The 15,550-nt window shown below is 33.3% G+C and carries 19 protein-coding genes and 2 tRNA genes; 9 read left to right on the top strand and 12 right to left on the bottom strand.

Going from position 1 to position 15,550, the window contains the following annotated elements; all coding sequences use genetic code 11:
- Nucleotides 1-984, top strand: a complete 984-nt coding sequence (gene kae1, locus T478_RS06150; RefSeq protein WP_048106084.1) for a KEOPS complex N(6)-L-threonylcarbamoyladenine synthase Kae1 — start codon at nt 1-3, stop codon at nt 982-984.
- Here the strand turns inward: kae1 and T478_RS06145 are convergent.
- Entirely contained in the window at nt 978-1,301 is a 324-nt protein-coding gene (locus tag T478_RS06145; protein ID WP_048106083.1) for a hypothetical protein, read from the bottom strand. The genes kae1 and T478_RS06145 overlap by 7 nt on opposite strands.
- Before the next feature lie 73 nt (nt 1,302-1,374).
- Here T478_RS06145 and T478_RS06140 point away from each other — a divergent pair, with 73 nt between their 5' ends.
- Genes T478_RS06140 through T478_RS06125 form a run of 4 tightly spaced genes read left to right on the top strand, consistent with a single transcriptional unit; the run spans nt 1,375 to nt 5,899 of the window.
- Nucleotides 1,375-1,827, top strand: a complete 453-nt coding sequence (locus T478_RS06140; RefSeq protein WP_048106081.1) for a hypothetical protein — start codon at nt 1,375-1,377, stop codon at nt 1,825-1,827.
- Complete coding sequence (locus T478_RS06135) at nt 1,817-2,173, top strand: reverse transcriptase-like protein (RefSeq protein WP_048106078.1); 357 nt, start codon at nt 1,817-1,819, stop codon at nt 2,171-2,173. The genes T478_RS06140 and T478_RS06135 overlap by 11 nt, the downstream gene beginning before the upstream one ends.
- A gap of 48 nt (nt 2,174-2,221) precedes the next feature.
- Nucleotides 2,222-4,318 carry a 4-hydroxybutyrate--CoA ligase gene (locus T478_RS06130; protein WP_048106075.1) on the top strand — a complete coding sequence of 699 codons (2,097 nt, stop codon included), beginning with the start codon at nt 2,222-2,224 and terminating at the stop codon, nt 4,316-4,318.
- A gap of 60 nt (nt 4,319-4,378) precedes the next feature.
- Nucleotides 4,379-5,899: a 4-hydroxyphenylacetate 3-hydroxylase family protein gene (locus tag T478_RS06125; RefSeq protein ID WP_048106073.1), complete on the top strand. Its 1,521-nt coding sequence runs from the start codon at nt 4,379-4,381 to the stop codon at nt 5,897-5,899.
- Nucleotides 5,900-5,904: 5 nt separating this feature from the next.
- Here the strand turns inward: T478_RS06125 and T478_RS06120 are convergent, their stop codons facing one another.
- Both T478_RS06120 and T478_RS06115 read right to left on the bottom strand, forming a co-directional pair.
- A complete protein-coding gene (locus tag T478_RS06120) occupies nt 5,905-6,618 on the bottom strand; it encodes a signal peptidase I (protein ID WP_048106071.1) in 714 nt (237 codons plus the stop codon).
- Nucleotides 6,619-6,663: 45 nt separating this feature from the next.
- Nucleotides 6,664-7,431 carry a hypothetical protein gene (locus tag T478_RS06115; RefSeq protein WP_048106069.1) on the bottom strand — a complete coding sequence of 256 codons (768 nt, stop codon included), beginning with the start codon at nt 7,429-7,431 and terminating at the stop codon, nt 6,664-6,666.
- Nucleotides 7,432-7,553: 122 nt separating this feature from the next.
- Between T478_RS06115 and trxA the strand changes: the two genes are divergently transcribed.
- Both trxA and T478_RS06105 read left to right on the top strand, forming a co-directional pair.
- Entirely contained in the window at nt 7,554-7,886 is a 333-nt protein-coding gene (gene trxA, locus T478_RS06110) for a thioredoxin (protein ID WP_048106068.1), read from the top strand.
- A 61-nt stretch (nt 7,887-7,947) separates the two neighbouring features.
- On the top strand, nt 7,948-8,496 hold the full coding sequence (locus T478_RS06105; RefSeq protein WP_048106066.1) for a zinc ribbon domain-containing protein: 549 nt from the start codon (nt 7,948-7,950) through the stop codon (nt 8,494-8,496).
- Between the two features lie 4 nt (nt 8,497-8,500).
- On the opposite strand, the gene T478_RS06100 is transcribed toward T478_RS06105, so the two are convergent.
- Nucleotides 8,501-8,863, bottom strand: a complete 363-nt coding sequence (locus T478_RS06100) for a zinc ribbon domain-containing protein (RefSeq protein ID WP_048107025.1) — start codon at nt 8,861-8,863, stop codon at nt 8,501-8,503.
- Nucleotides 8,864-8,904: 41 nt separating this feature from the next.
- A tRNA-Ala gene (locus T478_RS06095) sits at nt 8,905-8,976 on the bottom strand.
- Nucleotides 8,977-9,046: 70 nt separating this feature from the next.
- Between T478_RS06095 and T478_RS06090 the strand changes: the two genes are divergently transcribed.
- A complete protein-coding gene (locus tag T478_RS06090; protein ID WP_048106064.1) occupies nt 9,047-10,435 on the top strand; it encodes a dihydroorotase in 1,389 nt (462 codons plus the stop codon).
- Here the strand turns inward: T478_RS06090 and rpiA are convergent.
- From rpiA to T478_RS06060, 7 genes are all read right to left on the bottom strand, one after another.
- Nucleotides 10,427-11,104, bottom strand: coding sequence for a ribose-5-phosphate isomerase RpiA (gene rpiA / locus T478_RS06085; protein ID WP_048106061.1), 678 nt, complete (start codon nt 11,102-11,104; stop codon nt 10,427-10,429). The two genes, T478_RS06090 and rpiA, sit on opposite strands and share 9 nt — an antisense overlap.
- The gene (locus T478_RS06080) at nt 11,104-11,952 is read right to left on the bottom strand and encodes a hypothetical protein (RefSeq protein ID WP_052433912.1); all 849 of its coding nucleotides are present in this window, start codon (nt 11,950-11,952) and stop codon (nt 11,104-11,106) included. The genes rpiA and T478_RS06080 overlap by 1 nt, the downstream gene beginning before the upstream one ends.
- A gap of 6 nt (nt 11,953-11,958) precedes the next feature.
- Nucleotides 11,959-12,135, bottom strand: coding sequence for a 50S ribosomal protein L37e (locus T478_RS07510; protein ID WP_082008742.1), 177 nt, complete (start codon nt 12,133-12,135; stop codon nt 11,959-11,961).
- Nucleotides 12,136-12,145: 10 nt separating this feature from the next.
- Nucleotides 12,146-12,376: an LSm family protein gene (locus T478_RS06075; protein WP_048106057.1), complete on the bottom strand. Its 231-nt coding sequence runs from the start codon at nt 12,374-12,376 to the stop codon at nt 12,146-12,148.
- 69 nt (nt 12,377-12,445) lie between these two features.
- Nucleotides 12,446-13,138 (bottom strand): creatininase family protein, encoded by a 693-nt coding sequence (locus T478_RS06070; protein ID WP_048106050.1) that lies wholly within the window; start codon nt 13,136-13,138, stop codon nt 12,446-12,448.
- A gap of 4 nt (nt 13,139-13,142) precedes the next feature.
- Entirely contained in the window at nt 13,143-13,985 is an 843-nt protein-coding gene (locus T478_RS06065; protein ID WP_048106048.1) for a formyltetrahydrofolate deformylase, read from the bottom strand.
- A 61-nt stretch (nt 13,986-14,046) separates the two neighbouring features.
- A tRNA-Leu gene (locus tag T478_RS06060) sits at nt 14,047-14,131 on the bottom strand.
- A 47-nt stretch (nt 14,132-14,178) separates the two neighbouring features.
- On the opposite strand from T478_RS06060, the gene glmM reads away from it, so the two are divergent.
- On the top strand, nt 14,179-15,522 hold the full coding sequence (glmM, locus tag T478_RS06055; protein ID WP_048106046.1) for a phosphoglucosamine mutase: 1,344 nt from the start codon (nt 14,179-14,181) through the stop codon (nt 15,520-15,522).
- Nucleotides 15,523-15,550 lie beyond the last annotated feature (28 nt).

Below are 15,550 nucleotides of genomic sequence, written 5' to 3'. Positions count from 1 at the left end.
ATGTATTGCCTAGGAATTGAAAGTACAGCACACACATTTTCTTGTGCAGTAATTGAAAAAAAACAAAAAAATGGAAAAATTTTATCTGACGTTAGGAAAATCTACAAACCCCCAGAAGGTGAAGGAATCCATCCTAGAGAAGCATCACGTCATCATATAGAAAATAGTTCATCTGTTCTAAAACAATGTCTTGATGAAGCAAAAATCAAAATCAATGATCTTGACATGATTGCATATGCAGGTGGTCCAGGTTTAGGACCATGTCTTAGAGTTGGTGCAGTTGTTGCACGTTCTCTCTCATCATATTATGATATTCCAATTTATCCTGTCAACCATGCTATTGGTCATATTGAATTGGGTAAACTTTTGACCGGTGCAAAAAACCCCCTAGTACTTCTTGTTTCAGGAGGACATACAATGATTCTTGCATTTTCATCTGGTAGATGGAGAGTTTTTGGTGAAACATTAGATATCACTTTAGGTCAACTTTTAGATCAATTTGGACGTTCATTGGGATTTGCTTCTCCATGTGGAAGAAAAATTGAAGAATTGGCAAATAAATCCACAAACTATGTTGATTTACCATATGTGGTAAAAGGAAATGACGTATCATTCTCAGGCTTACTTTCGGCTGCAAAGCAAAGTACGTCAAAAGGAGTTCAAGATGCATGTTATTCGTTACAAGAAACTGCATTTGCTATGATTGCAGAAGCTACTGAACGTGCATTAGCATTTACAAGAAAAAATGAAATCATGATAGTTGGAGGTGTAGCTGCAAACAAAAGACTATCTTCTATGTTAGAAGATGTATGTAAAAGACAAAAAGCAAAATTCTTTGTAGTTCCACTAAACTATGCAGGTGATTGTGGTTCACAAATTGCAATAACTGGTATAAGAGAATCTAGTGTATATCCTGGTGCAAAAATGAAAGATACTTTTGTTAAACAATCTTGGAGATTAGATAGCGTTGATGTTCTTTATTGATTCTTAAAATCTTCTATGGCATCTTGAATTTCTTCTAACCATCCACTTGTTCCCATAACACCAAATTTGTATGATTTTTCATCTTCATCTGTTTTTATTTTAAAACAAATTTTTTTGATAAATCTACCTTCTTTCCAAACGTCTACTTTATCCAAAGGAACATCAATCACGGTATCTCCCATCTTTGTTGAAAAATCAGCTATTCTACTTGTTCTTTTATCAAATGCGATACGTTTGTTAGTTAATGTTAGAACCCCTGTTCCCAACTCATCCTCATTACAATCCTCTTGTTTTAACCGTTTTTCATCTGAATCCATATTGTTATTAAAAAATAATATAATTAATGGCTTTACCTCGAAACGCTAAAAATGACATATTTTACCAAAAAATATGAAACAAAAGTATCAAGAATATCTGAAATTAAATAAAAACGTCTTCTTAGGTTTCTTAGCCTCAGTTATCATTTCTGCAGTTGCTGCAGATTACTTTGGAGATCAAGCCGATTATCTCAATTCATCATTCACTTTGATTATTGATTATGCTGTTTTCTTTTCAGTTTTTGGTGGTTTATACTATTTTGATAATAGAAAAAAGTATGTTTTAGATAACGGTCAAAGAGATAACACACTTTTAAAATCAGATTTAATTAAAATAATTTCTTCACTTGGAATTGGTGAGGTTGTTTATACAATCGTTAGATGGACTTTACAGTACTATTTCTTACAAATTAACTATGAACCATACATGGCATCAATCGTCTCACAATCAATTTCATTAGTTATTTACATGATTACATTAAATTTGTCTGTAAAACTAACAAAATTGTATAAAGATGGAAGTTAGTATTTACGTTGATGGTGCAGGCGGTGAAAAATCTGGATATGGATTTTTTGTTAAAGAGACAGGTGAATCCTTCTATGAAAATAAATCAGGACTGACAAATAATCAAGCTGAATATCATGCCATAATTGCAGTATTAAAAAAATTTCAAGGATCATTAGATAAAATTACAATTTTTAGTGATTCAAAAAACACTGTCAATCAACTAAATCATGAATTTGCAATAAATAATGAACAATTACGTATTTTAGCACAAGAATCTTGGTCGTTAATACCAAAAATCCCTGAATTGAAAATACTTTGGATTCCAAGAAAGGAAAATTTGGCAGGAAAGATGCTTGGAAGTTAATTTGGAATAGCTTTAATTATACAAAAATTTTTTATCTAAAAACATACAATGACAAATTCTGTTTTCCTTTCTCCGAAATCTATTGCAATTATTGGTGCTTCTGATAAAGAAGGTAGTGTAGGTCGTGCAATTACTAATAACATTATGAAAGGTTACAAAGGAACAATTTATCCAATTAGCCCAACACGTGAAACTGTTTTCGACAAAAAAGCATACAAATCAGTTTTAGATGTTCCCGGAAAAGTTGACTTGGCAGTTGTTGTCACAAAAAATACTATTGTTCCAGCAGTGTTAGAAGAATGTGGAAAAAAGAAACTAAGAGGTGCAATTGTAATTACTGCAGGATTCAAAGAAGTAGATGAAGAAGGTGCAAAATTAGAACAAAAATTAAAAGATATTGCAAAAAAATACAAATTACAAATTATTGGTCCAAACTGTCTTGGTGTGATGAATCTTGAACCACAAACCATGATGAATTCTACATTTCTCAAAATTACTCCCAAATCTGGAGAAATTGCTCTTGTTTCACAAAGTGGTGCAATATGCGCTGCATTAGTTGAAGATGCAAGTGCACAAGGAATTGGATTTTCCGCAGTAATTAGTATGGGAAATAAAGCCGACATGAGTGAAATTGATATTTTAAAGATGCTTGCTGAACATAAACAAACCAAGGTTATTGTTATCTATCTTGAAGATATGGGCAACGGTCAAGAATTTCTTAAAGTGTGTAAAGACATTACAAGAAAAAAGAAAAAACCTGTTTTGGTATTGAAATCAGGACGAAGTCCAGAAGGAGCAAAAGCTGCAATGTCACATACCGGAGCTTTAATGGGTTCTGATGAAATTTACGATGCATTACTAAAACAATCAGGTGCAATACGTGTTGATACAATGGAAGAATTATTTGATTATGCAACTGCATTTTCAAAACAACCACTTCCAATGAACGGCGATTTAGTAATCGTTTCAAACGCCGGTGGTCCTGCTATAATTTCAACTGATGCATGTTCAAAACTTGGAATTAAAATGGCAAAAATTGAAGAAATTAGAAAAAAAATTGATGCTGTAATTCCTCCATGGGGAAGTTCACGTAATCCAGTAGACATTGTAGGAGATGCAGATTTCAAAAGATTTGAAAATGTTTTGAATGAAGTGTTAAAACACAAAAATGTTGGATCTGTAATTTCTATGTGTACACCATCTGCTACTTTGAATTACGATAAGCTTGCAGAAGTCATAGTTTCTATGTCAAAAAAATATAAGAAAACAATGTTAGCCAGTTTGATGGGACTAGATGAAGGAATAACTAATCGTGAAATTTTGGCAAAAGGTGATGTTCCATACTACACTTATGCAGAAGGTTCAATTCGTGCACTAAAAGCCATGCTTACATTCACAGACTGGGTAAAAAATTCTCCTGGAAAAATTACGAAATTTAATGTGAAAAAAAATACCGTAAAAAAGATTTTAGATAATGCAAAAAAACAAAAACGAAGTGCTCTTTTAGAAGAAGAAGGCCAAGAAATTCTCAGAGCGTATGGTTTTCCATTACCTGCAAGTAAATTAGCAAAATCAAAAAAAGAAGCAGTCGCTGCTTCTAAAAAAATCGGTTATCCAGTTGTATTAAAAATTGCATCACCTCAAATCATCCATAAATCTGATGCTGGTGGAGTGAAAGTTAATTTGCAAAATGCAAAAGATGTTGAAAATGCATTTGATACTATAATAAAAAATGCAAAAAAATACAACAAGAAAGCCGATATCAAAGGTGTTTTGGTTGTTGAGATGGTAAAAGGTGGAAAAGAAATGATTATTGGTTCAAAATTAGAGCCAGGGTTTGGACCTGTTGTAATGCTCGGAATGGGAGGAATCTATGTTGAAGTCTTAAAAGATGTTACTTTCAGACTTGCACCGATGACAAACATTGAAGCAGATGATATGATTTCATCAATTAAAACTAAAAAAATTCTAGAAGGTGTTAGAGGTGAAAAACCATCTGATATCAAAAAACTCTCTGAATGCATTCAGAGACTATCTCAGCTAGTATCTGATTTCAATGAAATTAAAGAATTAGATATGAATCCTGTTCTGGTTATGGAAAAAAATAAGGGTTGTAAAGTTCTAGATGTGCGTATTGGTTTATAGTTAGGCACAGCTTTAATTGGAAACTTTTTAATTATTTGAATCACTAAGTGTAGTGTCGACATGCAAAAAACAGTCAAACCAATCAGAACTGGAGAAGAGTATATTGAGAGTCTCAAAGGTAGAGATCTAAAAGTTTACCTGTTTGGTGAACTAGTAAAAGAACCAGTTAGTCACCCTATGATCAGACCTTCAATTAATGCAGTAGCAAAAACATACGATCTTGCAGTTGAAGAAGAAGAACTAGCATTTCCTAAATCTTCAATTTCTGGCGAAAGAGTAAACCGTTTTCTGCATATTGCCGAAAGTGCAGAAGATTTAGTTTTACAAAATAAAATGCAAAGAAAATTAGGACAACTTACTGGTACATGTTTCCAAAGATGTGTCGGTATGGACGCAATGAACTCACTTCATTCCACAACATTTGAAATTGATGAAAAACATGGTACAAAATATCATCAGAGACTATTAGAATTTATTAAAATGGTTCAACATGAAAACTTGGTAATTGGTGGAGCTATGACTGATGTTAAAGGTGACAGAAGTCTTGCACCTAGTGAGCAAGAAGATCCTGATTTATTTTTACATATTGTTGATAGAGATGACAAAGGTGTTTACGTTACAGGCGCTAAAGCACATCAAACTGGTACAATTAACTCACATTGGATGATTGTAATGCCTACTATGAGATTATTAGAAAATGACAAAGATTATGCAATTGTTGGTGCACTTCCCGTAGATGCACCTGGAATTACTTACATCTATGGAAGACAATCTTGTGATACTCGTAGTATGGAGCCAGGTGACATTGATGTTGGAAACTCTGAATTTGGTGGGCAAGAAACTATGGTAATCTTTGACCGCGTTTTCATACCAAACGAAATGATCTTTATGGATGGTGAATACGAATTTGCATCTATGCTAGTTGAGCGATTCACTTGTTATCATAGACGAAGTTATGTTTGTAAAACTGGTTTAGGTGATGTTCTAATTGGTGCAGCCGCAGCAATTGCTGAATATAATGGAGTTCCAAAAGTTTCACACATTAAGGATAAAATAATTGAAATGACACATCTTAACGAATCAATCTATGCTGCAGGAATTGCTGCATCATATCAAGGTCACAAGATGAAATCTGGTGTATTTCTTAATGATGATATGCTTGCAAATGTATGTAAACACAATGTTACTAGATTGCCATACGAATTAGCAAGACTTGCTCAAGATGTTGCAGGTGGAATACTAGTTACATTGCCATCTGAAGCAGAATTTAGAAGTGCAGAAACTGGACCACTCTTGGAAAAATATCTTAAAGGTAAATCTGGAATTGAAGTTGAAAATAGAATGAGAATCTTAAGATTAATTGAAAATATGACAATGGGACGAAATGCAGTTGGTTATCTTACTGAATCAATGCATGGTGCAGGATCACCACAGGCCCAAAGAATTCAAATTGCTCGTCAAATGCAATTGGGTTACAAGAAACAACTTGCAAAAAATTTGGCTAAAGTAAAAGAAGATCCTGAAGAAATGAAAGAAAATTCTGAATACTTTAAACGTGTATTCAAAATACCTGAAAAGTAATTTTATTAAATTTCTTTTTTATCGTCATCTATTGACTCTGAAGATTTAGTATATTCTGAATCACTATTATTTTCAAAACTTTTGTCTGAATCATCAGCTATTTCTTTGTGAAGCGTATTATCAGTTGACTCATCTTTATTTTCCTCTGAATTGTTATCTGGCTCATTAACTTCTGAACTATCTTTTGTATACTGAAATTCAATTTTTTTCTTTTCTTTTCCTGCAAAATGTTTCACAACCATGACCCCAATTATGACTGCAATTATTATGTAATTGATTGGTGGTTGTAAAATTTGTGTTATGTAACCCACTTGTGGTACCACATACTCTACTTGACCTAGATATTCCTTTTCTGTTATAGGATAATCTGTACCTGCAATTGAAGATGGATTAGCATCTCCCTTTGTTCTTACTATCTTTTGAGCATCTGTTGACATGTCCAAACTAACTCTATGAACAATCACTCTCTCTTTTCCTTGCTCGTATAATTTTGGTGAATAAAATACAATTATGTCTCCTTTTTCGATATCTTCAAACGGTGTGTTTCCTTCAACAACTATAACATCATAAACCTCTAACGCTGGAATCATACTTCCACTTGAAACCACGTAAAATGGATTTGAAGTTCCAAAAACTGCTTGTAATCCTAACCAAATTACAGCAATTGCTACAACAATAATCACTACATCTTTGATTAGACTCTTTGTTGAACTTCCCAAATCATGTATGCTCGAAAATTTACTAAGATAAATCTTATCGATTATCTATACCAACTTATCGCCACAACTCTCACAAAATTTAGAGTCTGGTTTGTTATCGAAATTACAACTTGGACATCTTAAACCGTTTCCTACTTCGACAGTTTGTTCTATTTTCACATCTGCTTTTTCAGATTTTCCTAAAAAGATGACCTCGCCTACAGTTCCAATTCTACTCCAACTAATGGTTATATCGTTTCCTTCATCATCTGAAATAACTAATACCAATTCTTGATTTGCATCAACACCTACTTGTTTTGCCTTTCCAATTTTTTTTGCACTTTCATCAAAAACATCCATACCAAAAATTGATCTAAATTCTCCTCCAGTAGGAATAGGCTCTTGTACAATTTCAGATGACATAGTTTCTTCTTGAACTGGTGTATCAAAGCTTGAAAGACCTGTATCTTGTTGTTGGTCTATTGGATTTGCTAATCCTACATTCATTGTCTCATCTGGTTTTCTAAATTCCCTATATTCTGCAATTGTTGCATCACATCCATTGCATAGATATTTCCCTCTCTCGGCTAAAACTAAATTCTCTGCAACCTCCTCATTTGGATTCTCAAATTCAATTTTTGGACTACCTTCAAACTCTTTTTCACATGTATTACATGTATATTTAGAAATTAATTCTGATTCTAATCTTCCAATTGGAGCTAAAAATAGATCTGGTCCTCCAAGATTTCCCTTACTTTGTTGTTCATCAGTTACTCTTGCCATAACAAATCCCCCTGAACCTCTAAGTTTTTTCAATCGAAGTTCTGCACTCATGTTCTCATACACCCAGTACGTCATTTAAGTATATTTTGAAAATTCTTTAAAATATTTGGCAACACGGTGTTATAATCACAAATACATTTTTAGATGTGAACTTTTGATAAAATTTGTTAATCATGGCAATAACAGAAATAGCTGATCCAAAATCATGGGAAACTGATGTCCTCAATTCTGAAAAACCGGTATTTGTGGACTTTTGGGCACAATGGTGTGGACCATGTAGAATGGTTGGACCTGTTGTAGAAGAACTTGCTGGAGATTATGATGGTAAAGTCAACTTTGTAAAAGTTAATGTTGATAATGCACAAGAAATTGCACAAAAATACAATGTGTTTAGTATTCCAACATTGTTACTCTTGAACAAAGGTGAAATCATAGCTCAACAAGTAGGCGCAGGCTCTAAAGAAGTATACCAAAACATGATAGATAGAGCACTCGATAAAATTTAGGCTCTACTAATTTTTCTCTTTTTATTCTAAACTATTAATATTAGATTCTCCTCATTCAATTATGTCACTAGGAGAAATTGATACATACAATCTTACTTTTGATAAGTTACAAGCATTATTTACTGATACACAAGGATATTACGAATCTTTTCTAGATGCAAACAATTTGTATAAATCTGGACAAATGTCTGATAAAGAATTTTTTCAAAAATTAGGTGATTACACCGCTTCTTATTCTGCTTTATTATTTTTAGGTGTTAATTCATTAATGGAATTAAAAAAAGCATTAGATCAAGTTTCAAGAGGTGGCGGTGGTACCGGTGCAACACATTCTCCTGGATTAATGCCAGGAATGGGTCAACCAGGAATGGGTCAACCAGGAGTGATGCCAAGTGCTCCTCCTCGTGGAAGTGCACAAAACCCTGTTGGCGGTCCTCCTTCTGTTATGGGTGCACCTCCTTCAGCTTCTTCATTTAATGAACCAGGAACTTTACCTACACCAGATCCTAGATTACTTCCACCAAAACAAAGTGGTGGAAATTGTACATCATGCGGTGCAGAATTAAGACCGGGTGCTAAATTTTGCACGAAATGTGGCTCAAAACAATAATTCTTTAACTAAGATTGGCTCCGCATTCTCTACAAAATTTTGCTTGAGGTGAATTTTTTGAACCACATTCAGAACAAAATTGTTCTTCTTCAGAAGAACCATCATTTGCACTTCCATACAAATTTGATTTAAAAAGCGCACCTGTTGCTTCAAATTTATCATCATCGATTATTTGAACTGGTGCATAATCTTCTTCATCTACGTATGTGTAAAGTCTTGGTATACTCTCTTCTTTTCCTTCTGGGTCTTTCACCATGTCTCCTAACCAAAATGAATATCTCATTAAGGTAAGCTCTGGTGTTGAAAATGCTAATGTATGTGCAGACATGTAATCATTTGCTGCCTTTTTTCCATTGAATACTTTCATAACAAAATTATATCTTTTCTCTGTATAATGTTTTCGTGAAATGGACCGAGAGGGAATCGAACCCTCGACTTCCACGTTGCGAACGTGGCGCTCTACCCCTAAACTATCGGCCCTAATAATTGCATTTTTCTACAATGTATATTCATTTTTACTATAGTACAGTCTAGAAAATTTAGAAAAATAATGACTTACGATTTACTCATTACTGACTCACATGTTATAACCCCAAAAGGTATGATTGAAAAAAATATTGTTGTTGAAAATGGAAAAATAGAGTTAATCACTAACGATGCCCCTGATTGTGATAAAAAAATTAATGGTTCTGGTTTAGTGAGTATTCCTGGATTAGTTGATCCTCATGTTCACTATGGTGTTTATTCGCCAATTGATCAAGCTGCGATTAGTGAATCACACGCAGCTGCAATAGGTGGTGTCACTACAATGATTAGGATGTTTAGATTAAAAGGCTCGTACAAAGAATCTCTTAACAAACATCTTCTCGCAAGTCAAAATTCTCATTATATTGATTATACTCTACATGCCTCAATTTTTGATGATTCTCAAATTGCTGAAATGCAGTATTGTGCAGAAAATAAAATTATTTCATTTAAAATATACATGAATCTTGGCGGTGATGTTGGCCATGTATACATGGAAATGAATCCTGGAGAAGAAAAATTAATTGCTGCTGAAGTAAATGTTACAAATGAATTAGTTGAAAAAATAGTTAAAAATGCAGCATCTCTAAAGTGCCCTGTTTTAGTTCATGCTGAAGATTATCAAGAATGTTCATGTGGAATGAAAACAGAAAAAGAAAAAAATCATGATGGCTTAAACGCATGGTCTGAAAGTCGTTCTCCAAATTTTGAAGCAAAATCAATTCAGATAATCTGTGAATATGGAAGAAAATATGATTGTCAAATCTATTTTGTACATATTGGTTCAAAGTTGGCATTAGATAAAATAAAAGAAGAGAAGAAAAAAGGAACTAAAATTTTTGTTGAAACATGTCCTCATTATCTAACATTATCTCATGAAACTCAAACTGGTTATCTTGCAAAAGTCATGCCTCCAATCAGAACAAACAATGATGTACAATCTGTATGGAATGCTTTACAAAATAATGAAATTGATACAATAGGAACTGATCATGTTGCCAATCAATTAAAACTAAAACTTGGTGGCGATGATGTTTGGGGGGCTTTGGCAGGATTTCCTGGAATTGGAACCTCATTGCCAATATTACTTAGCGAAGGTATTAACAAAAATAGAATTAATCTCAATCAATTAGTTAATTTAACAAGTACAAATTCAGCGAAAATTTTTGGTTTATCTGGTAAAGGAAGTTTGGAAAAAGGATATGACGCTGATATTACGATGATTGATTTAAAGAAAGAGGAAAAAGTATCTCCTGAACTTTTTGGTGGATTTTCGGATTATCTTGTTTATGATGGATGGAATCTCAAAGGTTGGCCTGTAAAAACAATTGTTAGAGGTACAGTTGTTGCTGAAGATTTTGAAGTGATTGGAAAGCCTGGTTATGGAAATTTTGTACCACGAAAATTAAGTTAAAATTTCAAATTTACCGTTTGCTTTTGCTTTGTAGATTATATCTGGTTTTCTTGTAAAAATTCCGACTTCAATTACTCCTGGAATGTTGAGTAATTTTTGTTGTAGTATTTTTGGATTTTTGATTACTCCAAAACCACAATCAAGTATAATGTTTGAATTTTCTGTAAAAAATGGATACCCTCTATCTAGTGTTCTCAATTCTGGCTTACCGCTTAATCTTTCAATTTTTTTCCAAACAATCTGTCTTGCTGAGGGTTGAACTTCAATTGGAATTGTTCTGTTAAAATCTTTGACAAATTTTGAACTATCTGCCATGATGATTACTTTTTTTGCAGCACTGATCAGTATGTTTTCTTTTAGTAATGCTCCACCACCACCTTTTATCAAAAATTTATTTTTATCAATTTGATCTGCACCATCAAATACTAAATCTATTTTATCAATTTGATCTGCATCAATTAATTCTAAACCTCCTTTCTCTGCGATTAATTTGATCTGCATTGAGGTTGGTACACATTTTACTGCAATTTTTTTTGTTTTGATATATTTTGATAATGATTTAACTAATGCAGTTGCTGCACGTCCACTTCCTAAACCTATGACATGTCCATCTTTTACATTTTTCAAAGCATCTAAAGATAATGCCTTGATGGCATCATCAAATGACATTAATCGACCTCTGCTTGTTCAATGTTTGACAATGTTTTTGTAATTCTTGCTTTAATTGCAGCAAGATCGTCGTCATCATCATCATCATCAATTTCTGCTTCTTCTGGTAATTCTACAATTGGTTTTGCCATATTGTTGAAAAGTGGTTTTGTTACCGACTCAACTGGTTCCACAACAGGTTCTGGTTTATTTTCGACTACTGGAACTAGACTTGTTTGTTTAATCTCAGGTGTTTCAATTTTCTGTTCTTCAGAAACTTTTGGTTTCATTGGTGGTGGTGTTATGACATCACTACTTAGCTGAGACAACATTTCATCGTATTTTGTTTGTTTCACAGGGTCTAATTTTGGCAATGATGTAAGAGTTGTAATCTCGAATTTCTCTGAACTCTTGTTAGCATATTCTTCAATAGGTTTTTCAAAAATTGGTTTTGATTTTTCTTCTATTTGTTCTGATTTCTTACTTTTTTTCTTGCTCTGAACATCACTTTCTACTTGTGCAACCTGAATCTTTGATGTTAATTCGTATAGTCTTTGATCAAGTTGTGATAATTTCTGATCCATTAATGTAATTAATCCATCACCTAGTGGTCCTAGATCTGGGTGTTTACTTGCTTTCTCTATCTTCTCAATTCTAGTAATGACTACGCCTAACTGATGTTGATATCTTAGTAGTAGTCTATCTTTCTGAATTTTAGTCAAATCTGTTTCATTTTGATACAGTCTGGCAATTGTTTTTGTTAGAATATCTTTTTCAATTTCTAATGAGTGTAATTGACTTACAATTTGTGAATTTGAACCAATAGATGGAGTTTGGAATTTACTTTTTGTTTTAGAAAATAGCTTCAAAATTAATTATAACGCAGGAACGCTCCGTTTTATCCAATTATATTTCCGCCATTTTGCATCAGGCCATCCACAACTTGCACATCTATGTAGACGTCTGTGCAAAGAATTTTTTCCACATTTTCTACATCTGATATGTGTGTGAGCCTTGTTGTGCTTACCCATTGATGGTGTGCCTCTAGTCATTAGAGAACACCTATTCTGCTGGAGGAGATATCATAACAACATTATCTCCACGAACTACAATGGATCCTAGGCTTTTTGAATCACCTTCAGAAGGGATCTCTTCTGATTGGTCGAGTAGCAGGTTCATGTGTTGATCAAAGCCTTGTAGCATACCTGTAATGGTTTTGCCACCTTTGAGCTTTATCAGTACCTTTTTGTTGATACTTTCATCGAGTACTTTTACTGCCATATCTACGGACATTTATTTCACTTATTGATTCCATTAATGAGGAGTATATTAAACGTTCACTGGTGAATTTTTCGTTTTGTTTCAGTAAGTCAAGTTTGACTCTTTTACAAGATTATTTACTACTTCGTTGATGATTTTTCTTCCTAATTTTGCTGATGATTTGGTAGGATCCCCCCAAACTCCATTTCCTGTAACTTTTGGAAATGATTTTTGTGCCAGTTTGTTGATTTTTGAAATTTCTTGTTTTGACATGCCATCTGTTTGAAAACCTTTTTTTGCATTATTCATTTTCACGTTTTTTGAAATCGCCAGCATAATTGATGTCTCGACATTTCCTGCATGATCAAACTCTCTATCCATATACTTCCAATAGGAAAGAACCTTGATCTTTCGACTTTTCTTCTTTTTTCTTTCAAAATCTTTCAAAGAATCTAAATTTCCATAATGACCGTTAATTATCAAAATTCTGGAAATTCCATTTTTAATTAATGACCCACAAATATCATCTAGCATTTTTGATAATGTAGATTTTTTCACGCTTAGATTAAAAAATGGAAAATGTTCATCTGAAATTCCATAATTGATTGTAGGAAGAAGAATACCATCAATCTTCTTTGAAAATCTCAATGAAATTTCTGTAACAATATCTGAATCTGTTGAAATTGGTAGATGTGGACCATGTTGTTCAATTGAGCCTACAGGAATTATTGCAATCTGTTTTTTTTGTTTAATCCTCTTTCTTAAATCAGGATCAAATTGATCTCGAATAATCATCAGATCACTTTGTATGTACTTTTCTCCATCTAACTTCTAACTTATCGGCTAGATGCATTCTTACTGCTTTTAACAAAACTTCTGCTTCAAGTTTCTGTCCTGCTCTTTTTATTGATTCTAATGTATGTTCAGGTTTTACGCTAAATGAATCTTGAAAAATTATTGGACCTTGATCAAGATTCTCTGTAACGTAATGTGATGTTACGCCAATAATTTTTGTTCCTCTCTCAAAAGCTTGTGCATAAGCCATAGCTCCTGGAAATGCAGGAAGTAATGATGGATGGATGTTGATTATTCTATTTGGATATCTCCAAACAAAATTTGGCGTTAATATTCTCATGTATCTTGCTAATGCAATTAAGTCAACATCATATTTTTTGCACACTTGAATGATTTTAGCTTCAGCTTTATCTTGATTTTTTTCATTAATTAATACGAAAGGTAATTTTGCTTTTTTTGCCATTCCTGAAAGAGTATTTTCTGTACCAATTACCACTGCAATTTTTCCTTTTAGCTCTTTTCTTGTTTGTGCGCGAATTAATGTCTGTAGACAGTGTGGTTCTTTTGTTACAAACACTGCTATGTTCTTTTGTGAATTTGATTCGTGATGTGTATTCACTTCCATATGCAATTGTTTACCCAATTTTTCTAAATCAGAATCAAATCTCTTTATGTCGATCTTTTTTGTAAATGATGCTTCCAAATACATGCCAAAAAGACCTTTAATGACATTTTGATTTACTCTTTCTAAGTTACCTTTTCGCTCAAAAACAAAATTTGTAAAATTAGCTACAATTCCTTCCTTGTCTTTTCCTACTACTGTAATTCCGATTAATGTTTTTTTCAATGCCGACGTTTCTGTTTAATCTCATATATGCTTAAGGTATTTTGTAAAAAAAATCAAATAATGCGGGTGGTGGGATTCGAACCCACGAACTCCTAAGAGACAGGGTCCTAAACCCTGCGCCTTTGACCAGGCTGGGCGACACCCGCAAGGATTGTGCAACAACAGACAAATTTATCGGTATTGAATTGAAAATATGAAAAAATTATTTGGCACAAACGGTGTTCGTGGTGTTTTTTCTGAGGACTTTACACTAGAATTCGTTAATGATCTTGTCATGTCACTAGCAGCCCATTTCAAACAAGGAAAAATTCTGGTTGGATATGATGGCAGACATTCTAGTCCAATTGTTGCAAAAGTTGTTTCTTCAGCGTTAAATTATTCAGGTTTGGATTGCTATATGGCTGGACTTGTGCCTACTCCTTGTTTAGAATATGCGACAAAAAAATTAGGTTATGATGGTGGATTAATGATTACTGCATCACACAATCCTCCACAATACAATGGAATCAAACCTGTAGCATCAGATGGTGTAGAAATCTCTCGTGAAGATGAACGAAAAATTGAGCAAATTTTTGATGAAAAAAATTGGATTAAAGCTAGTACTTTTGGTAAATCATTTGAAGAAACAAATGTTATTTCAACATACATTGATGGAATAATTTCCTTAATTGATATTGATTCTATAAAGGCAAAAAAATTCAAAGTGTGCTTGGATCTTGGAAACGGTGCACAAGCTGTTACGGCAAAAAAATTATGTGAAAATTTAGGTTGTGATGTCCATACTATCAACGAGGAAATCAATGGTGATTTTCCAGGTCGTGGTTCAGAACCAACCCCTCAAAACCTTGATGAATTATCTAAATTAGTTGTTGATACAAATTCAAATTTTGGAATTGCATTTGATGGTGATGGTGACAGAAGTATTTTTTGTGATGAAACTGGAAAAATCTTAACAGGTGATAGTTCTGCCTTACTTCTTTGTGATTACCTTCTTCAACAATATCCTAATTCACAGGTAGTGACCTGTCTCAATTCTGGTAATATCATTGAAAATATTGTTGAAAAAACCAATTCCCATGTAGTACGAACTAAAGTGGGTAGTGTAGAAGTCTCTAGAAGAATGGTAAATGATGATGCATTAGTGGGTTATGAAGAAAATGGAGGTTTTATGTTTGGAAATCATAATCATGTTAGAGATGGTGCTATGACTTTAGCGCTAATGTTAGATCTACTCTCAAAGTCTCAATTGGATCTTAGCCAAAATATCAAAAACTTACCTCCAAGTTTTACCACAAAAACAAAGATAGAATGTTCTTTAGAAAAATCAAAAATCGTAATTTCCGAGCTTTTGAAAGAATTTCCTGATTCAAACACATCTGATGGAATAAAAATTCAAGTGGATAAAGACAACTGGGTCATGATTCGACCAAGTGGAACTGAACCTATAATTCGAATTTATGGAGAATCAAACTCTCAACAAAATCTAGATTCATTAATCTCTAATTTTGTTGAAAAAACCAAATCAATTCTCGCCTGATAACATATTTAAGACCATTTTGGGGCAT

The organism is Candidatus Nitrosopelagicus brevis (assembly GCF_000812185.1).
GTDB lineage: Archaea > Thermoproteota > Nitrososphaeria > Nitrososphaerales > Nitrosopumilaceae > Nitrosopelagicus > Nitrosopelagicus brevis.
Note: the sequence above shows the minus strand (reverse complement) of the source record. Positions and strands in the feature narration are given on the sequence as shown.